Origin of the sequence: Amycolatopsis acidiphila, assembly GCF_021391495.1 — a bacterium.
GTDB classification, from domain to species: Bacteria; Actinomycetota; Actinomycetes; order Mycobacteriales; family Pseudonocardiaceae; genus Amycolatopsis_E; species Amycolatopsis_E acidiphila.
The window spans coordinates 1,494,310-1,516,298 of sequence record NZ_CP090063.1 but is presented as its reverse complement, the minus strand read 5'-3'; the positions used below and the strand labels follow the sequence as shown (position 1 = coordinate 1,516,298).

The following is a 21,989-nucleotide window of genomic DNA, read 5'->3' as shown; positions in this document are numbered from 1 at the left end:
CTCAGCCGCGCAGGTCCTTGTGGATCAGCGCGTCGCACATCGCCAGCCAGCTCGCCTCGACGATGTTGGGATGCACGCCGACCGTGGTCCACTCGCGGTCGCCGTCGCTGGACTGCACGAGCACGCGCGTGGTGGCGTCCGTGCCGGGGTGCCCGGCGAGGATGCGCACCTTGTAGTCCGCCAGCTCCACAGTGTCCAACCAGGACAGATACGGCAGCAACGCCTTGCGCAGCGCGGCGTCCAGTGCGTGCACGGGACCGTTTCCCTCGGCGGTCTCGATCACCCGCTCGCCCTTGACGTGCACCTTGACGGTCGCCTCCGAGATCACCTCGCCGTCGCCACGGTGGTCGAGCACCACGCGGTAGGACTCGAGCGTGAACGGCGTGTCGTCGAGGTTCTCCCCGGCTTCCTTGCGCAACAACAACTCCAGCGAGGCGTCGGCGGCCTCGAAGGACCAGCCCTCGGCCTCCAGCCGCTTCACCTTCTCGATCGCGCTGGTGAGTGCTTCAGGCCGGCCGGCAAGGTCGACCCCGAGCTCACGTCCCTTGAGCTCCAGGCTGGCCCTGCCGGCCATCTCCGTGACCAGGACCCGCATGTCGTTGCCGACGGAAGATGGATCGATGTGGTTGTACAGCAACGGATCCACCTTGATCGCGCTCGCGTGCAACCCCGCCTTGTGGGCGAAGGCCGACGCCCCGACATAGGCCTGGTGGGTGTCGGGGGCGATGTTCGCGATCTCGGCAAGAGCATGGGAGACGCGGGTCAGCTCGGCGGCCCCTCCGGTCGGGAGGACGTCCATGCCGAGCTTGGCCACGAGGTTTCCCGTCACGGCGAACAGGTCGGCGTTGCCGGCCCGTTCCCCGTAACCGTTCGCGGTGCACTGCACGTGCGTCGCGCCGGCCTGGACCGCCGCGACGCTGTTGGCCACCGCGCAGGACGTGTCGTCCTGGCAGTGGATGCCGAGGCGGAAACCGGTGCGCGCCTTGACTTTCCGCACGGTCTCGGCGAGTCCGAGCGGCAGCTGGCCGCCGTTGGTGTCGCACAGCACGACCACGTCGGCGCCGGCGTTCGCGGCGGCGTCGAGGACGCGCAGCGCGGTGTCCGGATCGTGGTCGTAGCCGTCGAAGAAGTGTTCCGCGTCAACGAAAACACGGCGTCCCTCGCGGACGAGGAACGAGACGGTGTCGGAGACCATCGCGCACGCCTCGGCGACGTCGACGCGCAGCGCACGCTCGATGTGGCGGACATCGGACTTCGCGACCAGCGTGACCACCGGCGCCGCGGAGTCGAGCAGGGCCCGTACCTGCGCGTCCTTCTCCGCCGTCGTCCCCGCCTTGCGGGTCGAACCGAACGCCACGAGTGCCGCGTGCTTCAGCGAAAGCTCGCCCTTCGCCGCCCGCGCGAAGAACTCGGTGTCCTTCGGCAATGCCCCCGGCCAGCCGCCTTCGATGAAGCCCACGCCCAGCTCGTCGAGCAACCGCGCGACCGCGAGCTTGTCGGTGACCGAGTACGAAATCCCCTCCCGCTGCGCACCGTCGCGCAGGGTCGTGTCGTAGAGGTGGAACTCGTCGCCGAGCGGGGTGCCGGCGGGCTCGGTACGCAACACGGTGGTCTCCTCACTGCTTCTGGGCAAAGAAAAAACCTCCCGCAGAGGGTGCGAGAGGTTTGCGCGCCAGGTGTCCGATGCGGACACTACCCGGCGCGCCTGCCGATAATGATCACGGCGAAAGAAGTCACGGCTTCACTATGCCACGCACCCCGCCGGTCACCAAATGCGGTGACCGGCGGGGTGCGTGCGGAGATCAGGAAACGGGGCGGGTGTTCGAGGAGACGAGCGCGGCGAGCCGATCGCCGATCGCGTGGGTCGAGCCCGGGTTCTTCTGGTCGCGGGTGGCCAGGTCGAAGGCCACCGACGCCTCGATCCGGCGGGCGGCTTCGCGCTGGCCGAGGTGGTCCAGCAGCAGCGAGACCGACAGCACGGCGGCCGTCGGGTCGGCCATGCCCTGGCCCGCGATGTCCGGGGCGCTGCCGTGCACCGGCTCGAACATGCTCGGGTTGCGGCGGGTGATGTCGAGGTTGCCGCTGGCCGCGAGGCCGATGCCGCCGGTGACCGCGGCGGCGAGGTCGGTGAGGATGTCGCCGAAGAGGTTGTCGGTGACGATGACGTCGAACCGCGCGGGGTCGGTCACCAGGTGGATGGTCGCGGCGTCCATGTGCGAGTAGGCGACGGTGACGTCGGGGTGCTCGAGCGAGACCTCCTCGACGATCCGCGACCACAGCGAGCCGGCGTGCAGCAGCACGTTGGTCTTGTGCACCAGGGTCAGGTGCTTGCGCGGGCGGTCCTCCGCGCGGTTGAACGCGTCGGCGACGACGCGCCGGATGCCGAACGCGGTGTTGACGCTGACCTCGGTGGCGATCTCGTGCTCGGTGTCCTTGCGCAGCAGGCCGCCGTTGCCCGCGTACGGGCCTTCGGTGCCTTCGCGGACCACGATCATGTCGATCTCCGCGGAGGTGTCGGCGAGCGGGCCGCGCACGCCGGGGTAGAGCCGCGCGGGCCGCAGGTTGACGTGGTGGTCGAGCTCGAACCGCAGGCGCAGCAGCAGGCCGCGCTCGAGGATGCCGCTGGGCACGCTGGGGTCGCCGACGGCGCCGAGCAGGATCGCGTCCTGCTGCCGCAGCTCCCCGAGCACGGGCTCGGGCAGCAGCTCCCCCGTCGAGTGCCAGCGCGCGGCGCCCAGGTCGTAGCTGGTCGTCTCCACGCCCGGGGCGACTTCGGCCAGTACCTTGAGCGCCTCGGTGATCACTTCGGGTCCGATCCCATCTCCTGGGATCACCGCGAGCCGCATCCAGACACCTCCGTCAACCAGTGCGGTGAGGCACTTGGGGCCCCATTCGCACGAAAACTCCAGCGACGGGGAGGTTACCGGCCGTCGTCAACCAGCCGAAGCGGCACCACCCTTATGCCGTAATTTCCCATGCGGCGAGACACCCGATCGGGTGCACGCTCGAGGATGCGGAAAGGCACCCCCGCCAACTGAGGGTGCCCTTCCGTCCGTATCAGCGCAGCTTGATCACCTGGGCGCGCGAACCCGCGCCGTTGTGGTGCGCCAGTGCCAGCAGGTCGTCGCCGGTGTCCGCGTCCGCCGCCGCCGCGTTGCGGGTGACCACCAACCGGGTGCCGGGCTTCGCCGCGTAGACGAGGGCCGGACCGCCCGTGCCCTGGACGGAGTACCCCGGCGAGAGCGGATCGAAGGACAGCGGCGTGCTCACCGCGTCGATGATCGAGTTCGGGCTGCCCGGCGCCGGGTAGTAACCCGCCACCCCGACGGTGTAGCCGAGCCGGTGGCTCGCCGCCGCCGGGTCGATGCCCAGCGCCGCGATGCCGACCGGCAGCACGACGACGTCCGTGTCGAACACGTTCGTGTCCACGTCGCCCAGCTGGCCGTTGACCGCCTGCACGTCCACCGTCGGTTCGCCTGCAACGTTGAGGTTCACGGTGTTCACGAGCAGGACGTCGGTGCCGGTCGCCTTCGTGACGTAGCTTTCGAAGTCGGGCTTGCCGTCGCCGGTCGTGTCGATGTCCACGAACGGGATCGTGTTGCTGCCGAGGTTCGCCCAGTCGCCCCAGGTGGAGATGCCGAACGCGAGCAGCGCGTCCTGCGGGGTGCCTGCCTGGCGGGCGGCCGGCGCCGTGGAGGCCGCCCCGACGTACCGCAGGTCACCGCCCTTCGCGGTGTCGTTGACCGTGCAGCCCTCGGTGATCTTGCCACGGCAGGGCGGCAGCTTCGGCGAGGACGCCTGCAGCTCCAGCACGCTGATCAGCGACTGGTACCGCTGGCTGCCGCTGCCCTGGTCGAGGCCGCGGCCGGACAGGCCGAGCGCGGCCTGGCCGCCCTCGCGGAAGTTCAGCGAGTTCGGCACGGTGATCGCGGAGACCGGCTTCGGCGCGGCGTACACGGGTACGCGCAGCGGCACGGCGCCCGCGCGCGGCGTGAACACGACGCGACCCGAGGCGTCGGCGAGGAACTGCCGCGCCAGGCCGGCCTGCGTGGCCTCCACGGTCGGGTCGAGCACCTTCCGCAGCGCGGCCGGGTCGGTGATCTTCAGCGTGACCCGGACCATCGCGATCCCGTGCGGGAGCAGTCGCACCGAGCTGGTGGACACCTGGTACCGCACGCCGGGCAGCTGGTCGACCGCCTGGTACTCGACGTGGTAGTCGACCGGCTTGGTGCCCTTGTTGACGACCTTGATCGTCTTGGTCGTGGAGACCGGCTTACCGGCTTCGACGGTGCCGAAGCCCACGCTCACCGTGCCCGGGTCGTCCTGCACGTAGGCGAGCACGGAGGTGTCCAGCGCGGCCTTCGCGTCGATCCGGCCCGCGCCGACGCGCTGCGGCGCGTAGGTCTTGCCACCGGCCGTGACGTCGTGCCCGGCGGTGTTCATGACCGCCGCCTTGACCTCTTCGACCGTCCAGTCCGGGTGGGCCTGGCGCACCAGCGCGGTGATGCCGGTGGTGTGCGGCGCCGCCATCGAGGTGCCCGAGAGCACCGCCCGGTCGTTGCCGCTGCCGCGGAACGCCGAGGAGATCGTGTCACCGGGGGCGGCGACGTCCGGCTTCACCGCGGGGCCGCGCACGCCACGCGAGGTGAACGAGCTCGGGCTGTCCACAATGGATTGGTCGTAGGTCTGCAGGCTGGTCCGCCCCGCGCCGTAGAGGCGCACGGTCAGGGTGCCGGTGCCCAGCGCCGGGCGAACGGCCGCGGTGGCCGAGGCGGTGAACTGGAACATCGGAACGGCCGCGTTGCCCGCGATCCCGGCCGCGAAGTGCTCGACCGCGGACGAGAGCAGCACGCCCTTCGCCCCGGCCGCCTGGGCGTTGTTCGCCCGCGCGGCCGAACCGCAGGCGCGGGTCGCGTCGTTGTCGTCCCATTCGAGCCAGGCGTACTTGCCCGCGACGGCGGCCTTGTCGGCCGCGCTGTAGGCCGCACAGCCATCGGCGTTCGCCCCGGACAGCTTCACCACGGCCTTGGTCGCGTCGAGGGTGTCGTAGCCGGTGTAGTTCTGGCTGTACTGGCCGCCCTGCTGGCCGGCGGCCGTGGCGGGCGCGGTCACCTCGGCGGCGTCACGCAGCACCGAGGCGTCGCGCGTGCTCGCGACGGTCAGCGCCTCGGGGGTGTTGCCGGGCGAACCGGCCACGTCGAACAGGTCGCCGCCGTTGCCCGCGGAGATCACCGGGAGGACGTCGTTCGCCGCGAGCTTGCGCACGAACAGCGAGTCCGGGTCGTCCGGCGCGCCGAAGTCGCTGCCGAGCGAGAGGTTCACGATGTCGAGGTGGTCGGTGAAGTCGCCGTCGCCGTCGGGGTCCAGCGCCCAGTCGAGCGCCTGTGCGGTGACGCTCGTCGAACCCGCGCAGCCGAACACCTTGATCGCGTACAGCAGCGACTTCGGCGCGGTGCCAGGGCCGATCTTCATGGCGTTCAGCGAGCCCGGGGTCAGCTTCGAGTAGTCGCCGGCGAACGTCGTGCCGTCGGCGTTGAGACCGAAGCCGCCGATGGTGCCGGCGACGTGCGTGCCGTGCTCGCCGCAGGCGAGGGGGTTGGGGTCCGGCGCCGGCTCGGGCGAACCGCTGGTGCCGTTGGAGTCGTAGTCGTCGCCGACGAGGTCGGTGCCGCCGACGACCTTGGCGTTCGGGAACAGCGGGCTGGGCTTGGACCGGTCGACCGAGTCGTAGGCCGCTTTCGTGCCGGGGCCACCGAAGTCGGCGTGGGTGTAGTCGATGCCGTCGTCGATCACGCCGACGCGGACGCCGTCGCCGTAGCGGCCGGTCTGCTGCCACGCGGTGAGCGTGTTCGTCAGCTGCGCCGCGCTGTTGTTCTGGCGGGTCTTCGGCACGACGGTCCGGATGGACACGACGTCCGGGCGCCGCGCGATCTCCCGGAGCCTCGCCGCGTCCGCGGTGACGACCACGCCGGAGACCGCGTTGGAGGTCTGGAACAGCTTCTTCGTGCCGGCATCGAGGGACCGCAGCTGGCCCAGCACCGAGTCGACCGCGCCGGTGACGCCGGCTTTGGCCGCGTTGGCCGCCTGCTTCGCCTTGTCGGGGCCGGTGCCCTTGGCCCGCTCCGCGTTGAAGGCGTCGACCGCGGGCTGCTGCGCCAGTTCGATGAACGCCGTCGTCTGGCCCCACGCGGCGCCCAGGCGCGGGGAGAGCTTGCCCTGCAGGGTGGCCGCATCTACCTTCGCGGTGGGCAGACCGGCCGCGGGCTGGTCGGTGGGAGCAGCGTTGGCTGTGCCGACGACCGCAGCCGTCAGGGCGATGGCGAAGACGGCCGCAGAAGACCGCCGGGCCCAAGTTCTCATCGAGTCCACTCCTGATCAAGGCGAGGCTTGAGAACTTAACCCGGAACCCGGCGGCTTCCTAGGTCAAAACGGAAGAATCCGACTTTCGTCGCCTACCGTGTCACTCGAAGGTAACCGCGCGAATCGTACGGGCGCCCACGGTCGCGGCGATCGGCTCGAGCAGGTGCGAGTCCACCGCACGGTCGACGCGCAGCAGCATCACCGCGTCCGTGCCGTCGGTGGTCTGGCTGATCTGCGCGGCCTCGATGTTGATCGACGCCTCGCCCAGCAGGGTGCCGACGCGGCCCATGATGCCCGGGCGGTCCGGGTACTCGAGCAGCAGCATGTTGCCCTCGGCGCGGATGTCGAAGTGCCGGCCGTTGACCTCGACCAGCTTCTCGACGTCACCCTTGCCGGTGACCGAGCCCGAGACCGACACCGTGCTGCCGTCGGCGTGCACCGCGCGGACGGTGACCAGGCTGCGCCAGTTCGGGCTCTCCGTCTCGGTGACCAGCTCGACGCTCACGCCCAGCTCCTCGGCCAGCCGCGGCGCGTTCACGAACGTCACCTGGTCCTCGACGACACCCGAGAACACCCCGCGCAGCGCGGCGAGCTGCAGCACGCCGACGTCCTCGCTGGACAGCTCGCCGCTCACCTTCACGGTGACCGACGAGGGCGCCTTCTGGCTCAGCGCCGACACCACGGTGCCCAGCTTCTGGGTCAGCGACAGGTACGGCCGGACCTCCTCGCCGACGGCACCGCCGCCGGAGACGTTCACCGCGTCCGGCACGAAGTCGCCACGCAGCGCGAGGCGGACCGAGTGCGCCACGTCGGTGCCCGCGCGGTCCTGCGCCTCGGCGGTGGAGGCGCCGAGGTGCGGGGTGACCACGACGTTGGGCAGCTCGAACAGCGGGCTGGAGGTGGTGGGCTCGGTGACGAACACGTCGATGCCCGCGCCGCCGACGTGGCCGCTGCGGATGGCGTCGGCGAGGGCCTCCTCGTCGATCAGGCCACCGCGTGCGGCGTTGACGATGAGCACGCCCTGCTTGGTCTTCTTCAGCGCCTCGGCGTCGATGAGGCCCTTGGTCTCGGGCGTCTTGGGCAGGTGGATCGAGATCGCGTCGGCGCGGGCGAGCAGCTCGTCCAGGCTCAGCAGCTCGATGCCCAGCTGCGCGGCGCGCGCGGCCGACACGTACGGGTCGTAGGCGACGATCGTGGTGCCGAACGCGGCGAGGCGCTGCGCGAACAGCTGGCCGATCTTGCCAAGGCCCACGACGCCGACGGTCTTGCCGTTGAGCTCGACGCCGGTGAAGGAGCTGCGCTTCCACGCGCCGCCGCGGAGGCTCTGGTCGGCGGCGGGCACCCGGCGGGCGACCGCGAGCAGCAGCGCGACGGCGTGCTCGGCGGCGGAGACGATGTTCGAGGTCGGGGCGTTGACGACGAGAACGCCGCGCGCGGTGGCGGCCGGAACCTCGACGTTGTCCAGCCCGACCCCGGCGCGCGCGACGACCTTGAGGCGATTGGTCGCGGCGAAGACCTCCGCGTCGACCTGGGTCGCGGACCGGACGAGCAGCGCGTCGGCGGCCTTCACCGCCTCCAGCAGTGCCGGGCGGTCGGTGCCGTCCACATGCTGGACCTCGACCTCGTCGCCGAAGACGCTCAGCACGGAGGGCGCGAGCTTTTCGGCGATGAGGACGACGGGCTTGCTGGGGTTGGTCACGATGAGACTCCCAAAGAAGACGCAGCTCGGCGGATGCCCGAAGTCTAGTCGTGCTGTTCACACGACCGTTACCGGGCGCGCAAGAACGGCAATAGGTTCGGCACATGCAGCGTCCGTTCCGGACCGAGATCGACTACTACGCCGACGCCTGCACGGTCGTCGCCAGGGAGCACGGCCTGGACACCTGGGACGAGCTGGCCGCGCACGTCGCGAACCTCGACGGCGACCCGTTCGCCCGGGCCTACCGGCTGCTCGAAGCGCGGGATGTCGTCACGGCGCTGCACCTCGCCGTCCAGAACAGCCGCCTCGAGGTGATCACCGCACTGCTCGACGCGGGCGCCGACCCGTCGATCGAGGACGACCTGTTCGGCAGCAGCGCGGTGGGGTGGGCGGAGTTCTTCGGCCGGACCGAGCCGAAGCGGCTGCTGGAAGCGCAGGAGCGCCCGCGCGCGGAGTCATCGGGCGACTACTTTCGGCGTCACACAGGGAAAAGGGCCGCCACGGCGCTGGTGGTGCAGGGTCTCACGGCCCGTGACATGTCGATCTTGGTCGATCTGGGGTTTCTCTGTTGTCTCACGGCGATGTCACCAAGATCAGTCTCAGGTCTGGGGCATTTCCTCAGCGTCGATCGCCCCGCCGCCGGTGGTACCGGTCGGTCCGCGGACGGGGCGTCACTGATCTCGAAAGCCACAATGTCGCTCGCCTTTGAATCTCAGGGGTGTAGCCGTCACCGCTTCGGCGAGACCGACCGTCGTCAGCGGGCGAGCCTCGCGCGGGCCTCGTCGGTGAGCGGGGTGAAGAAGTTGACCAGGTTACCGTCGGGGTCGCGGAACAGCAGGGAGCGGTTTCCCCACGGCATCGTGGTCGGCTTCTGCACGATCTCGGGGGCGACAGCCAGGCTCGTCAGCCGTTCGTACTCCCGGTCGACGTCCTCGACGAGGAACTCGAGGATCGCGGTCCGGTTCGACTCGGGTACGGCGGCCCCGGCACTGAACAGCGCCATCGTCTCGGCACTGCCGATGGCCAACGTGCACGATGGGCCCACGAGCTCGGCGAACTGCTCGGCGGGCCGCCGAGCCTCGAGGCCGGTCACCTGCTCGTAGAACTCGACAAGACGGGCGACGTCGTTGGTGATGACGCGGACAGAGACAAGCTGCACGGTGGATCCTCTCTGCGCTGGAGGACGGTTCTGACCCCGTCCTCCGGGGGACACCGGACACGCTAGAGGCAATAGTGGACAGGATCCGCCCGGTATTGGGAGGATCCTGTGGGTGACTCGGCCGATCGCCCGTGTACTGGCCTTGCTGGAGATCCTCCAGCGCGGAGGAACCCGGACCGTCGCCGAGCTCGCCGAGCGACTCGACGTGGACGAGCGCACCGTCCGCCGCTACGTCGGCCACCTCCTCGACCTGGACATCCCGGTCCGCTCGGTGCGCGGGCGGCACGGCGGGTACCGCCTGTCCCCGGGCTACCGGATGCCCCCGCTGATGCTCACCGACGAGGAGGCACTCGCCGTCCTGCTCGGTCTGGTCGCGGGCCGGCGCGCCGGGCTGATCACCACCTCGGTCGCGGCCGCCGAGAGCGCTGTCGCGAAAGTCCGTCGAGTGCTGCCCGAAGCGCTTGGCCGCCGGCTCGACGCGCTGCTGGAGATCGCCGACTTCACCGCGCCCGCGCGATCGGCGCTCACGGCGGAGGCCGAGGTCCTGCTCACCGTCGCGGAGGCGGCGCGGGATCGTCGCCCGGTCGAACTCGCTTACATCGCCGCCCACGGGGGTGCCAGCGAACGCGTCGTCCATCCGTACGGGGTGGTGGCGCACTCCGGGCGGTGGTATCTGACCGGCTTCGACTCCGCCAGCGGGCAGGTGCGCACGTTCCGCGTCGACCGGATCAGAGGCGTCGAGATGCGTGCCGGAACGTTCGCCGTACCAGTCGGATTCGACCCAGCCCAGCGGGTGCTGACCGCCATCGCCGAGACGCCGTACCAGCACGAGGTGTCCGTGCGGATTCGATCGACGCCCGAACAGATCCGCTCCGTCTTCCCGCCGGCCGTCGCCTCGCTGGAGGAGATCGACCTCGACACTCCTTGGGTGCGGGTCCGGATACGGGCACAACGACTCGACTGGATACCACCCCTGCTCGCCGCGATCGATCGACCGTTCGTCGTCGAGCGGCCCGACACCCTCCGCGACCTGGTGCGAGCACTGGCCAGCCGGCTCGCCGGCCACGCCGACGCGCGACAGGGAGACTGATCACCCACAAGTCGCGCCCTGGCTGCCGCACACGCCGGGAAATTCGACGGCCTGCCGGCCTATCGCGTGGACCGGCTGCCGCGATCGATCCCGGCCCATCGGAGATCCTCGCCGAACTCGAGCGGCTGCGTGCAGCGCCCGCTACCGGCGCAACTGGCCTCCGCCACATTCGAGCCAATGCCCAGTGGCTGCTCAAGCCATCCGAAAACGTGCCGATCGGTGCGGAAAGCACTACATTTGCTGGCCGAGCCAGCCTGGACTCGTAGCTCACCAAGTCCTGCTCGGTGCAGGCCCAGCAGAAGCCCGAGTAATGCGTCCGACCGAGGTACCAGCGGAAAGTCCGCCACGGCCGTGCGCCGCCGAGCCGCTGGCCCGTGGCCCGCGCTAGTTCTCCGGCAGGTCGAACTCGCCGTCCCGGGCGCCGGCGACGAAGGCGTCCCATTCGGACGGCGTGAAGACCAGGACCGTCCCGTCCGGTTCGGACGACGAACGCAGTGCCGTGTAGGTCTTACCGTCGGTGTGCGGCACGAACGCGACCTCGATCGCGTCCGGAATGGTCTTCCCCGGTGGCTCGGCTCGTTGCCACCGCGCGCTTTCCAGATCGAGCACCTGTCGAACGCCGGCCTTGTCGTCGACGTGAGTGCTGCGTTGATCACTCATGGCGCACACGGTAGCTCGCGCTGCGAAAAACGCCACCTTCACGGGATGAAATCCCGTGAAGGTGGCGGTGGAACCGGAAATATCAGGCGGTCTCGGTGATCGGCCGGTCCACCCAGGACATCAGGCCGCGCAGCTTCGCACCGGTCTCCTCGAGCGGGTGCCGCTCGCCGGCCTCCTGCAGCTTGCGGAAGTTCGGCCGGCCGGCCTCGTCCTCGGCGACCCATTCGCGGGCGAAGGTGCCGTCCTGGATCTCGCCCAGGATCTTGCGCATCTCCTCCTTGACCGCGGGCGAGATCACGCGCGGGCCACGGGTGAGGTCGCCGTACTCGGCGGTGTCCGAGATGGAATACCTCATCCGGGCGATGCCACCCTCGTACATGAGGTCGACGATGAGCTTGAGCTCGTGCAGCACCTCGAAGTAGGCCATCTCCGGGGCGTAGCCCGCCTCGGTCAGCACCTCGAAGCCGGTCTGGACCAGCGCGGAGGTACCACCGCAGAGCACCGACTGCTCACCGAACAGGTCGGTCTCGGTCTCCTCCTTGAAGGTGGTCTTGATGACGCCCGCCCGCGCGCCGCCGATGGCGGCGGCGTAGGACAGCGCCAGCGCCTGCGCGCCGCCCGTCGGGTCCTGCTCGATCGCGATCAGGCACGGTACGCCCTTGCCGTCCACGAACTGACGGCGCACGAGGTGGCCGGGGCCCTTCGGGGCGACCATCGCGACGTCCACGTTGGCGGGCGCCTTGATCAGGTCGAAGTGGATGTTGAACCCGTGCCCGAAGAAGATCGCGTCGCCGTCCTTGAGGTTCGGCTCGATGTCCTCGGCGTAGATGAAGCGCTGCTTGGTGTCCGGCGCCAGGATCATGATCAGGTCGGCCTCCTTGGAGGCCTCCGCCGGGGTGAGCACCCGCAGGCCCTCCTCCTCGGCCTTGGCGCGTGACTTCGACCCCTCCGGCAGACCGATGCGCACATCGACCCCGGAGTCGCGCAGGCTCAGCGCGTGCGCGTGGCCCTGGCTGCCGTACCCGATCACGGCGACCTTGCGACCCTGGATGATGCTGAGATCGGCGTCGTCGTCGTAGAAGATTTCGACTGACATGAGGGGGACTACTTTCCTTTCGGTTTTTCTCTTAGCGAGGCGAGGTGGCGGTGATCGATCGCGCGCCACGACCCACGGCGACCATGCCGGACTGCACGATCTCCCGCACCCCGTACGGCTCCAGCATGCGCAAAAGGGCAGAGAGCTTGTCACCGGTGCCCGTGGCCTCGATCGTCAGCGCCTCGGGCGAGACGTCGACCACCTTCGCGCGGAAGAGCTGCACGGTCTCGAGCACCTGGCTGCGCACGGTGGCGTCCGCGCGGACCTTGACCAGCAGCAGTTCGCGCTGCACGGACACGGCCTGCTCGAGCTCCACGATCTTGATGACGTTCACGAGCTTGTTGAGCTGCTTGGTCACCTGTTCGAGCGGTAGCTCCTCAACGGCGACCACGATCGTCATCCGGGACACCTCGGGGTTCTCCGTGGGCCCGACAGCGAGGGACTCGATGTTGAAGCCGCGGCGGGAGAACAGTCCGGCGACCCGTGCGAGCACCCCGGGCACATTCTCCACCAACACGCTCAGCGTATGGGTACTCACTGCGGTGTCACCTCGTCCTCTTCGAACAGCGGCCGGATGCCCCGCGCCGCCATGACCTCGTCGTTGCCGGCGCCCGGGCCGACCATCGGCCACACCTGGGCATCCTTCCCCACCACGAAGTCGATCACGACGGGGCGGTCGTTGATGTCCATCGCCCGCCGGATGACCTCGTCGACCTCCTCCCTGGTCTCGCAGCGCAGGCCGGCGCAGCCGAGCGCCTCGGCCAGCAGCGTGAAGTCCGGGATGCGGTGCTTGTGGGTACCGAGGTCGGTGTTGGAGTAGCGCTCGGCGTAGAACAGGTTCTGCCACTGCCGGACCATGCCGAGGTTGCCGTTGTTGATCACGGCGACCTTGATGGGCGCGCCCTCGATCGCGCAGGTGGCCAGCTCCTGGTTGGTCATCTGGAAGCAGCCGTCCCCGTCGATGGCCCACACCTGCTTGTCCGGCATGCCGAACTTGGCGCCCATCGCGGCGGGCACGGCGTAGCCCATCGTGCCGAGACCGCCGGAGTTGATCCAGGTGCGTGGGTTCTCGTACTTGACGAACTGCGCGGCCCACATCTGGTGCTGGCCGACCCCCGCCGCGTACACCGCGTCCGGGCCCACCAGCGCGCCGATCCGCTCGATCACGTACTGCGGCGACAGCGTGCCGTCCGGGGGCCACTCGTAGCCGGCCGGGAAGGTCTCGAGCCACGCCTTGATCTGGGTCCACCAGGCCGTCAGGTCCGGCTCGCCCGTCCGGTCGGTCTCGGTCCGCACCGCGTCGGTCAGCTCGGTGATGATCTCCGCGCAGTCGCCCACGATCGGCACGTCCGCCTTGCGGTTCTTGGAGATCTCCGCCGGGTCGATGTCGGCGTGCACGATGGTCGCGTCGGGCGCGAACGAGTCCAGCCGCCCGGTGACGCGGTCGTCGAAGCGGGCGCCCAGCGCCACGAGCAGGTCCGCGCGCTGCATCGCCGCGACCGCCGCCACCGAGCCGTGCATGCCGGGCATGCCCAGGTGCTGCGGGTGCGAGTCGGGGAACGCGCCGCGCGCCATCAGCGTCGTCACCACCGGGATGCCGGTCAGCTCCGCGAGCTGCTTCAGCTGCGCCGAGGCCTCCGCCTTGATCACGCCGCCGCCGACGTAGAGCACCGGACGGCGGGCCTGCGCGATCAGCCGCGCCGCCTCGCGCACCTGCTTGCCGTGCGGGCGCAGCGTCGGCCGGTAGCCGGGCAGCCGCATCTCCGGCGGCCACGAGAACGAGGTCTGCTCCTGCAGCACGTCCTTCGGGATGTCCACCAGCACCGGGCCGGGACGGCCGGTCGAGGCCAGGTGGAACGCCTCCGCGATGACCCGCGGGATGTCGATCGGGTCCTTGACGAGGAAGTTGTGCTTGGTGATCGGCATCGTGATGCCGCAGATGTCGGCTTCCTGGAAGGCGTCCGTGCCGATCAGCGGCCGGGTCTGCTGCCCGGTGATCGCGACGACCGGCACCGAGTCCATGTTCGCGTCGGCGAGCGGGGTGACCAGGTTCGTCGCACCCGGGCCCGAGGTCGCCATGCACACGCCGACCTTGCCCGTCGCCTGCGCGTACCCCGTCGCCGCGTGCCCGGCGCCCTGCTCGTGCCGGACGAGCACGTGCCGCACCTTCGTCGAGTCCAGGAGCGGGTCGTACGCGGGAAGAATGGTGCCACCCGGAATACCGAACACGACCTCCGCGCCTACCGCCTCGAGCGCCCGGACGAGCGACTGCGCGCCCGTGACCCGGACCGGCGTGCCGGCGGGCGGGGTGGGCTTGGGGCGGGCCCCGAGCTGGGCGGGGGACGCGGGGGCCGGGGCGGAGCCGGCTTTCGCTTCCGGACGCGAGGTGGCGCTTGTCATCAGTTCTGCCTCGTCGGTCTCGTTGGTGTCACTCGTTCGGGTAAACCAGGGTGGGCAACAAAAAACCCCCGCCGACCAGAAGTGGTCGCACGAGGGTCGCGCGTCGACGCAGCGGATTTTCCCTAAGCGTCGACGCGCTCGGGAAGTACAAGACCGGTCTGCGGTTTCACGGCTCCGACGTTAACGGTTCGCCGCGAGGAGTGTCAACTCTGCGGGATCGTGATCCCGGATACTGGGCGTTCCTATGGTTGGAGGCCCTGGCTTCCAACGCCCCGCGCCCGCGGTGCACCATTTGACGGTGTCCGAAACAGCCGAGCCGACGCAGCCCGTCCGGAAGCGCAGGAAGGCGACGTTCCGCGTCCCCCTGATCGCCCTGCTCGCCATCTTCGGCCTGATGGTGTGCCTCGCGCCCACCGCGTTCGCCGACGTGCCCGGGTTGTGGGCGCTCTACGTGATCCCGCTGGCGCTCATCGTCTACGTGGTGCGGGCCAGGACCGTCGCGACGCCGGAGGGGCTGGCCGTGCGCACCGTGTTCGGCCACCGCGACCTGCCGTGGGAGGCGTTGAAGGGGTTGTCGATCAGCAAGCGCGCCAAGGTGCGCGCGGTGCTGACCGACGACAGCACGATCCCGCTGCCGTCGGTCCGCACGCGTCACCTGCCCGTGCTGGCCCTGGTCTCCGGGGGCAGGCTCGAGGACCCGACCGGGTTGGTCGACGACCTCATCACGGCTCCGGTGAAACAGCAGGAGAAGCAGCCGGAGGAGTAGCCCAGTCCGTGATCCGGGCGCCGGCGCGGAAGCGCAGCGCCGGGTCCGCGTAGCGGGCGGCCGGGACTTCGTACAGCGCGTCCACGGCGATGCGTTGTGCTTCGTAGCCCGCCAGGTAGGCCGCGGTCTCCGAGTCGGAGGCGGGCAGCCCGGCGGCGGCGAGCAGGTTCTTCAGTACGTCGGTCATGACTCTCCTCAGGCGGCGGCGCGGATGGCGGGTTCGGGCACTCGCAGGTGCCAGTCGGTGCTCTGCTGGAAGGCCTCGCCCGCGCGCAGGATCGCCGCCTCCCCGAACGCGGGCCCGGCCAGCTGCAGCGAAAGCGGCATCCCGCCGGCGGTGAAGCCCATCGGCACCGCGAGCACCGGGTTGCCGACGCTGTCCCAGTACGGCGTGTGGACCGTCTCGAACATCGCGCCGACGTCGGGTTGCCCGTCGGGTCCGGCGAGGTCCTCGATCTCCGGCGCGCCCGTCGACGCCGTCGGGCACGCGATCACGTCCACCGTCTCGAACAGCGCCGCGACGGCGTCCTGCGCGACGCGCCGGACCCGTTGCGCTTGCACGTAGTCGGCCCCGGAGACCATCGCGCCGGTCGCCATCATCGCGCGTGTCCCGACGAAGTAGTCGGTCCAGCGGCCGGTCAGGTCGGCGCGGTGGTAGGCAAGGGCCTCGCAGCCCATGGTGACCAGGTCCGCGGTGATCATCTCCTGCCAGTAGGGCAGCGTGACCTCCACGACCGTCGCCCCCTGCTCGGCGAGTACCGCGGCCGCGGCGTCGAACGTGGCCGCCAGCGCGGGGTCGCTGCCCTCGGGGAAGTGGTGCTCGCGCACGACGCCGACCCGCAGCCCGCTCAGGTCGCCGGTGAACTCCGGCGCGGTGAACGGCGCGTCCACGCAGTCCGGGTCGCTCGCATGCGGCCCGGCGAGTACCTCGAGGACCGCCGCGCAGTCACGGGCACTGCGGGCCAGCGGCCCGATGTGGTCGAGGCTGTAGCCCAGCGGCACGCAACCGGACTTCGGCACCCGGCCGAACGTGGGCATCAGCCCGCTCACCCCGCAGAACGCCGCCGGGATGCGGATGCTGCCGCCGGTGTCGGTGCCGAGGCCCGCCAGGAACATGCCGGCGGCGACCCCGCTGCCGGTGCCCGAGCTGGAACCGCCGGTCCACGTCCCGGGGTTCCACGGGTTGCGCGGGATGGGGAACGGCTTGGCCGCGTCGGGCATCCCGCAGGCGAACTCCATCGTCGTGGTCTTGCCGGTGATCACCGCGCCCGCGGCCTTCACCCTGGACACCACGGGCGCGTCCCTGCCCGCGCCCCAGGTGCGGTCGAGGATCAGGCTCTGCGCGGTCGTCGGCCCCTCGGCCATCGCGAGGATGTCCTTCACGCCGAAGGGAATTCCGTGCAGCGGGCCGCGGTCCTCGCCGCGCGCCAGCTCGGCGTCGGCGGTCGCGGCGCGTTCGAGCGCGTACTCGTCGAAGCGGGCGAGGTAGGTCCCGATCGCCGCGTCCTGGGCGTCGGCAGCCGCGATCGCGGCCTCGGTGAGCGCGACGGAGGTGACGGTGCCTTCGCGCAGTGCCTTGGCGGCGTCGGTGAGGGTCTGGGGAAGCTCGGTCATGACAACTCCTTGTGGCCGCGCGAGACGAACCGGAACCGTTCGCCGCGGGTGTGGATGAAGGCCAGGTCGAACGGGCGCCCGGCGTGGTCGTAGATGAGCTGTTCCATCAGGATCAGCGGTGCGCCCTCGCGCACGGCGAGCACCGACGCCAGCGGTGCGTCGGCCAGTTCGCCGTCGAAGATGAACTCCGAGTCCGACAGCTCCACGCCGGCGTCGTCGAGCAGCCGGTACCAGTCGGAGACGAACGGCGTGTCCAGCAGCAGACCGGCCTCGGGGAAGAGCACGTAGTTGGTGGCGACCGCGATCGGCTCCTCGTCGTGCAGCGCCAGGTACTCCAGCCGCAGGCACGGGGTCGCGGCGGCGACGCCGAGCCGTCCGGCCACGGTCGCGGGTGCGGGCACGATCGACCGGTCCAGCTCGCGCGGGCGCATCCGCTGGTTCAGCAGGCTGTTCCGGGCCGGCTTGATCACCCCGTGCGCCTCCGGCAGGGATGTCTTCACCGGCTTGACCGCGGTGTGCGTGCCGATCCCCTGCGTGCGTTCGATGAGGCCTTCCGCGCGCAGCAGCGCCAGCGCCTCGCGCACGGTCGCCCGCGAAGCGCGGTGCGACGCCATCAGCTCGGCCTCGCTGGGCAGGTGGCCGCCTGGGTAGTGCCCGCCCTGCACGGCCCCGCGCAGCATGTCCCGCAGGCGGCGCACCTCGTGCACTCGCTGCTGGGATACGGGTCTCATCCTCCGGGACGGTAGGTAGCGGCCGTTGCCCACCGGTCTCCGGTGGATGACCTCGGTGTTACTTGCCAGCGCGATCATGCCGCCACCGCGACCCCGGCGAACTCGGCGACGGACGTGACGGTCGCGAACCCGCAGTCCCGCATCACCTCGACGCCCACCTCGTGCAGCCGCGGAGTCTGTGCGGCACAACAGTCTTCGAGCAGGGTGACCTCGAAGTCCCGCATGATCGCGGAGCGCACGGTGGTCTCGACGCAGAAGTTCGTGACCACCCCGCACGCCACCAGCTCGGTGACGGCGAGCCCGCGCAGCAGTGGTTCGAGCGAGGTCCACTGGAACGCGTCGAGCCGGCACTTGTCGACCACGAGGTCGTCCTCGCGACGGCCGAGCCCGTCGACGACGTCGCCGTCCCAGCTGCCCGCGAGCAGCCCGCCGACGGCGGCGAGGCCGGGGCTGCGCCCGGCGAGCCACGGCCCCTCGTCGTAGAAGCCGGGCCGGTAGACGTGGCGGGTGAACACCACCGGCATCCCGGTGGCCCGCGCGTGCGCCACGGCGACGGCGGTGTTGGACACCGCCGCGTCGACGCCGGCGAGCGCGGCGCCGAGCTTGGGCAGTGAGCCGTCCGGATGGCAGAAACCGTTCTGCATGTCGACGACGAGCAGGGCCTTCATCACGCGATCTCCAGTTCCTTGACAGGGGCGAACTTCGGCATGCCGAGCGGCGTCGCGCCCTTGGGCGGGCGCCAGGCGTTGGACTTGCAGGCGTCGTGGCAGGCGCCCTCGGTCGAGCAGCAGAGCGAGCAGATGGTGCCGCCGTGGTGCGGGCAGGTCGCCATGTCGAGCACGTCGTAGCTGCCCTTGCAGACCGAGCACGGCAGCTCGCCGTCGTTCTGCGGCAGCTCGGACAGCCGCGCGATGTACCAGCGCCCGGAGGTCAGCACCGCGACGATCGGCGGCAGGACAACGGCGACGGCCAGCGCGATGAACGGCGAGAGCGCGGCGGCGGTCGCACCGAACGCGCCGTAGTAGGCGACCATCGACAGCGCCCCGGCGACGATCATCGAGCCGAAGCCGACCGGGTTGACGTTGTACAGGTGCGCCCGGTGGAACACCAGCTCCGGCGGGGCGAGCTTGAGCCACCTCTTGTTGATCACCAGGTCCGCGACCATCGCGGCGATCCAGGCGACGCCGATGTTGGAGTACCAGGCGAGCACCTCGACGATGTGGTCGAAGATGTCGATCTCCATCAGCACCAGGGACAGCCCGACCTGCAGGAACACCCAGGCCGCGCGGCCGGGGTGGCGGTGCAGCAGCCGCGAGAAGAAGTTCGACCAGGACAGCGAGCCCGAGTAGGTGTTCATGATGTTGATCTTGATCTGGGACAGCAGCACGAGGACCCCGGCGAGGATCAGCGCGACCGTGTGGTTGCCGGTCAGCCGCTCGTAGACCGCGGTGAACAGGTCCACCGGCACGCCGACGTGCGCCGCGTCGACCTTCGTCGAGGCGTAGCCGACCAGCAGCGTCGAGGCGAAGAAGATGCCGACCGCGAACAACGCGAACCCGGGGCCGCCCATGATCACCGCGAGCCGCCAGCGGCCGCGGTTGCGCCGGTCCGGGTCCGGCATCAGGCGCAGGTAGTCGCCCTGCTCCCCCACCTGGGTGGCCAGCGACAGCTGCGCGGCGGCGATCGTGAACACGGCGAGCACGGTCAGCCCGGCCAGGCCACCCGGCGACACCGTCGCCGGGTGGACCATGTTGTGCCCGGCGGCCGGCGCGGTCGCGGCGGTGCCGAGGGCGAGCCCGATCAGCGCGATCCAGATCGGCCAGGTCCAGGCCTGGAACTTCGCGCTGAACGACATCCCGTACAGCGTCAGCGGGATCATCACCGCGGACACCACGACGTAGGACAGGTGGATGTCCAGCCCCGTCAGCGCGGTCACCGCCTGTGCCATGATCGCGCCCTCGTAGGCGAGGAAGATCAGTGTGTAGGTCGCGTAGACCAGCGACGTGAGGGTGGAGCCGAGGTAGCCGAACCCCGACCCGCGGGTGAGCAGGTCGACGTCGACGTGCTTGCGGGCGATGGCGAACGCGATCACCAGCGTGAGCGGCAATGTCACCGCGGCGGCGACCGCGAAGCCGACGAGCGCGTTGGCGAACCCGAAGGCGTTCACGAACGCCGCGTCCAGCGCGTAGCCCGCCATCGCGGAAATGCCGACGAGGCAGGAGAGGAAGACCATCCAGGGCGACCACTTGCGGAACGCGGCGGGCGTGTAGCGCAGTGAGTAGTCTTCCATTTGCGGATTGTCAGCGAGGCCCATTCTTGATCCCTTCGCTCGAGATGAGCGAAAACTGCCAGCGCCGTATTGCGGGTGCGTATCCACTTCGGTGCGCCCGGTTACGCCGTTTTCCCGTTGTCCCGCACGGTGCTTGACCTGCGGCTTCCCACATTCCGGTCGCGATTCCGCCGGTGCGCACCGACGTTGGGCCGCCGCGTGCGGGCGATGATCGGCGCGGGCGTAACCTCGAGGTCATGCCTGCTCTGCGCTCCCGAACCACCACCCACGGCCGCAACGCCGCGGGCGCCCGTTCCCTCTGGCGGGCCACCGGCATGACCGACAGCGACTTCGGCAAGCCGATCGTGGCGATCGCCAACTCCTACACCCAGTTCGTGCCGGGCCACGTACACCTCAAGAACCTCGGCGAGATCGTCGCCGAGGCGGTGGCCGAGGCCGGCGGCGTCGCCCGCGAGTTCCACACGATCGCGGTGGACGACGGGATCGCCATGGGGCACAGCGGCATGCTCTACTCGCTGCCCTCGCGCGAGATCATCGCCGACTCCGTCGAGTACATGGTCAACGCGCACCAGGCCGACGCGCTCGTGTGCATCTCCAACTGCGACAAGATCACCCCGGGCATGCTCAACGCCGCGATGCGGCTGAACATCCCGACGGTGTTCGTCTCCGGCGGCCCGATGGAGGCCGGCAAGGCGGTCGTCGTCGGCGGGGTCGCCCAGGCGCCGACCGACCTGATCACCGCGATCTCCGCCTCGGCGAGCCCCGAGGTCGACGAGGACGGGCTGTCCATTGTGGAGCGGTCGGCCTGCCCGACCTGTGGCTCCTGCTCGGGCATGTTCACCGCGAACTCGATGAACTGCCTCACCGAGGCGCTCGGGCTCTCCCTGCCGGGCAACGGGTCCACGCTCGCCACCCACGCCGCCCGCCGCGCGCTGTTCTCCGGCGCGGGCCGCACCGTGGTCGAGCTGTGCAAGCGCTGGTACGGCGAGGACGACGAGAGCGTGCTGCCGCGGTCCGTCGCGACCAAGGCCGCGTTCGAGAACGCGATGGCGCTCGACATGGCGATGGGCGGCTCGACCAACACCGTGCTGCACGTCCTCGCCGCCGCGCAGGAGGGCGAGGTCGACTTCACGATCGCCGACATCGACGCCATCGGCCGTCGCGTGCCGTGCCTGTCGAAGGTCGCGCCGAACTCCGACTACCACATGGAGGACGTGCACCGCGCCGGCGGCATCCCCGCGATCCTCGGCGAGCTGTTCCGGGCGGGCCTGCTCAACACCGAAGTCCACTCGGTGCACTCCCCTTCGCTCGAGCAGTGGCTGTCCACTTGGGACATCCGCGCCGCCTCGCCGTCCCCGGACGCGGTCGAGCTGTTCCACGCGGCGCCCGGCGGGGTGCGCACCACCGAGGCGTTCTCGACCGAGAACCGCTGGTCCTCTTTGGACACCGACGCCGAGGGTGGCTGCATCCGCGACATCGAGCACGCCTACACCAAGGACGGCGGGCTCGCGATCCTGCGCGGCAACCTGGCCGAGAACGGTGCGGTGATCAAGGCCGCGGGCATCGACGAGTCGCTCTGGCGGTTCCAGGGCCCGGCGCGCGTGCTGGAGAGCCAGGAGGACGCCGTCTCGGCGATCCTGGGCAAGAAGGTCCAGCCCGGCGACGTCCTGGTGATCCGCTACGAAGGTCCCGCCGGCGGGCCGGGCATGCAGGAGATGCTGCACCCGACGGCGTTCCTCAAGGGCGCGGGCCTCGGCAAGAAGTGCGCGCTGATCACCGACGGCCGCTTCTCCGGTGGCTCGTCCGGCATCTCGGTCGGCCACATCTCCCCGGAGGCGGCCTCGGGCGGGGTCATCGGCCTCGTCCAGGACGGCGACCAGGTGCTGATCGACGTGCACGAGCGCAAGCTCGAACTGCTGGTGGACGACGAGGTGCTCGCCGAGCGCCGCGCGAAGATGGACGCCGGCGAGCGGCCGTGGCAGCCGGTGGACCGGCAGCGCCCGGTCACCGCGGCGCTGCGCGCCTACGCCCGGATGGCCACTTCGGCCGACACGGGCGCGGTCCGCGACGTCAACCGCTGACCCGGCCCGGCGCGACTCGCTCGCGCGGGAGCTGCTCGGAAGG

17 protein-coding genes and 1 pseudogene are annotated in these 21,989 nt (G+C 70.4%); 4 read left to right on the top strand and 14 right to left on the bottom strand.

The genetic code is table 11. From position 1 onward, the window contains the following. Position 1 precedes the first annotated feature (1 nt). From cimA to serA, 4 genes are all read right to left on the bottom strand, one after another. On the bottom strand, positions 2-1,606 hold the full coding sequence (gene cimA, locus LWP59_RS07405) for a citramalate synthase (protein ID WP_144645371.1): 1,605 nt from the start codon (positions 1,604-1,606) through the stop codon (positions 2-4). A gap of 196 nt (positions 1,607-1,802) precedes the next feature. After that, positions 1,803-2,846 (bottom strand): 3-isopropylmalate dehydrogenase, encoded by a 1,044-nt coding sequence (locus LWP59_RS07400; protein WP_144645369.1) that lies wholly within the window; start codon positions 2,844-2,846, stop codon positions 1,803-1,805. 211 nt (positions 2,847-3,057) lie between these two features. Beyond that, entirely contained in the window at positions 3,058-6,360 is a 3,303-nt protein-coding gene (locus LWP59_RS07395; RefSeq protein ID WP_144645367.1) for a S8 family serine peptidase, read from the bottom strand. A gap of 100 nt (positions 6,361-6,460) precedes the next feature. Beyond that, complete coding sequence (serA, locus tag LWP59_RS07390; RefSeq protein ID WP_144645365.1) at positions 6,461-8,059, bottom strand: phosphoglycerate dehydrogenase; 1,599 nt, start codon at positions 8,057-8,059, stop codon at positions 6,461-6,463. A gap of 104 nt (positions 8,060-8,163) precedes the next feature. Here serA and LWP59_RS07385 point away from each other — a divergent pair. Continuing rightward, positions 8,164-8,406, top strand: a pseudogene (locus LWP59_RS07385) (hypothetical protein); the annotation flags it as partial. A gap of 407 nt (positions 8,407-8,813) precedes the next feature. Here the strand turns inward: LWP59_RS07385 and LWP59_RS07380 are convergent. Further along, a complete protein-coding gene (locus LWP59_RS07380; RefSeq protein WP_144645363.1) occupies positions 8,814-9,218 on the bottom strand; it encodes a VOC family protein in 405 nt (134 codons plus the stop codon). Between the two features lie 112 nt (positions 9,219-9,330). On the opposite strand from LWP59_RS07380, the gene LWP59_RS07375 reads away from it, so the two are divergent. Then, positions 9,331-10,308 carry a helix-turn-helix transcriptional regulator gene (locus tag LWP59_RS07375; protein ID WP_186383608.1) on the top strand — a complete coding sequence of 326 codons (978 nt, stop codon included), beginning with the start codon at positions 9,331-9,333 and terminating at the stop codon, positions 10,306-10,308. 384 nt (positions 10,309-10,692) lie between these two features. Here the strand turns inward: LWP59_RS07375 and LWP59_RS07370 are convergent, their stop codons facing one another. From LWP59_RS07370 to LWP59_RS07355, 4 genes are all read right to left on the bottom strand, one after another. Continuing rightward, positions 10,693-10,968: a DUF397 domain-containing protein gene (locus LWP59_RS07370; RefSeq protein ID WP_144645361.1), complete on the bottom strand. Its 276-nt coding sequence runs from the start codon at positions 10,966-10,968 to the stop codon at positions 10,693-10,695. Between the two features lie 82 nt (positions 10,969-11,050). Beyond that, positions 11,051-12,064 (bottom strand): ketol-acid reductoisomerase, encoded by a 1,014-nt coding sequence (ilvC, locus tag LWP59_RS07365; RefSeq protein WP_144645359.1) that lies wholly within the window; start codon positions 12,062-12,064, stop codon positions 11,051-11,053. Positions 12,065-12,095: 31 nt separating this feature from the next. After that, positions 12,096-12,602 (bottom strand): acetolactate synthase small subunit, encoded by a 507-nt coding sequence (gene ilvN / locus LWP59_RS07360; protein ID WP_144645357.1) that lies wholly within the window; start codon positions 12,600-12,602, stop codon positions 12,096-12,098. Continuing rightward, a complete protein-coding gene (locus LWP59_RS07355) occupies positions 12,599-14,464 on the bottom strand; it encodes an acetolactate synthase large subunit (protein WP_191334836.1) in 1,866 nt (621 codons plus the stop codon). Before LWP59_RS07355 ends, ilvN begins: the two co-directional genes overlap by 4 nt. A 298-nt stretch (positions 14,465-14,762) precedes the next feature. On the opposite strand from LWP59_RS07355, the gene LWP59_RS07350 reads away from it, so the two are divergent. After that, positions 14,763-15,230, top strand: a complete 468-nt coding sequence (locus LWP59_RS07350) for a PH domain-containing protein (protein WP_229857810.1) — start codon at positions 14,763-14,765, stop codon at positions 15,228-15,230. On the opposite strand, the gene LWP59_RS07345 is transcribed toward LWP59_RS07350, so the two are convergent. The 5 genes from LWP59_RS07345 to LWP59_RS07325 form a co-directional block, all read right to left on the bottom strand. Beyond that, the gene (locus tag LWP59_RS07345; RefSeq protein ID WP_144640883.1) at positions 15,187-15,417 is read right to left on the bottom strand and encodes a hypothetical protein; all 231 of its coding nucleotides are present in this window, start codon (positions 15,415-15,417) and stop codon (positions 15,187-15,189) included. The genes LWP59_RS07350 and LWP59_RS07345 overlap by 44 nt on opposite strands. 8 nt (positions 15,418-15,425) lie before the next feature. After that, positions 15,426-16,844 (bottom strand): amidase, encoded by a 1,419-nt coding sequence (locus tag LWP59_RS07340; protein WP_144640886.1) that lies wholly within the window; start codon positions 16,842-16,844, stop codon positions 15,426-15,428. Beyond that, entirely contained in the window at positions 16,841-17,575 is a 735-nt protein-coding gene (locus LWP59_RS07335; protein WP_229857812.1) for a GntR family transcriptional regulator, read from the bottom strand. The genes LWP59_RS07340 and LWP59_RS07335 overlap by 4 nt, the downstream gene beginning before the upstream one ends. 74 nt (positions 17,576-17,649) lie before the next feature. Beyond that, positions 17,650-18,243: a cysteine hydrolase family protein gene (locus LWP59_RS07330; protein WP_144641068.1), complete on the bottom strand. Its 594-nt coding sequence runs from the start codon at positions 18,241-18,243 to the stop codon at positions 17,650-17,652. Next, positions 18,243-19,865 (bottom strand): purine-cytosine permease family protein, encoded by a 1,623-nt coding sequence (locus LWP59_RS07325; RefSeq protein WP_229857814.1) that lies wholly within the window; start codon positions 19,863-19,865, stop codon positions 18,243-18,245. Before LWP59_RS07325 ends, LWP59_RS07330 begins: the two co-directional genes overlap by 1 nt. Before the next feature lie 236 nt (positions 19,866-20,101). Here LWP59_RS07325 and ilvD point away from each other — a divergent pair, with 236 nt between their 5' ends. Beyond that, positions 20,102-21,946: a dihydroxy-acid dehydratase gene (ilvD, locus tag LWP59_RS07320; RefSeq protein ID WP_144640892.1), complete on the top strand. Its 1,845-nt coding sequence runs from the start codon at positions 20,102-20,104 to the stop codon at positions 21,944-21,946. The last annotated feature ends 43 nt before the right edge of the window (positions 21,947-21,989 follow it).

What these genes read in the sequence shown, in the direction of transcription:
- LWP59_RS07400 (WP_144645369.1), bottom strand. Translation starts at nt 2,846, where the DNA reads ATGCGGCTCGCGGTGATCCCAGGAGATGGGATCGGACCCGAAGTGATC.
- LWP59_RS07395 (WP_144645367.1), bottom strand. Translation starts at nt 6,360, where the DNA reads ATGAGAACTTGGGCCCGGCGGTCTTCTGCGGCCGTCTTCGCCATCGCC.
- LWP59_RS07370 (WP_144645361.1), bottom strand. Translation starts at nt 10,968, where the DNA reads ATGAGTGATCAACGCAGCACTCACGTCGACGACAAGGCCGGCGTTCGA.
- ilvC (WP_144645359.1), bottom strand. Translation starts at nt 12,064, where the DNA reads ATGTCAGTCGAAATCTTCTACGACGACGACGCCGATCTCAGCATCATC.
- LWP59_RS07355 (WP_191334836.1), bottom strand. Translation starts at nt 14,464, where the DNA reads ATGACAAGCGCCACCTCGCGTCCGGAAGCGAAAGCCGGCTCCGCCCCG.
- LWP59_RS07345 (WP_144640883.1), bottom strand. Translation starts at nt 15,417, where the DNA reads ATGACCGACGTACTGAAGAACCTGCTCGCCGCCGCCGGGCTGCCCGCC.
- LWP59_RS07340 (WP_144640886.1), bottom strand. Translation starts at nt 16,844, where the DNA reads ATGACCGAGCTTCCCCAGACCCTCACCGACGCCGCCAAGGCACTGCGC.
- LWP59_RS07335 (WP_229857812.1), bottom strand. Translation starts at nt 17,575, where the DNA reads ATGAGACCCGTATCCCAGCAGCGAGTGCACGAGGTGCGCCGCCTGCGG.
- LWP59_RS07330 (WP_144641068.1), bottom strand. Translation starts at nt 18,243, where the DNA reads ATGAAGGCCCTGCTCGTCGTCGACATGCAGAACGGTTTCTGCCATCCG.
- LWP59_RS07325 (WP_229857814.1), bottom strand. Translation starts at nt 19,865, where the DNA reads ATGGAAGACTACTCACTGCGCTACACGCCCGCCGCGTTCCGCAAGTGG.
- ilvD (WP_144640892.1), top strand. Translation starts at nt 20,102, where the DNA reads ATGCCTGCTCTGCGCTCCCGAACCACCACCCACGGCCGCAACGCCGCG.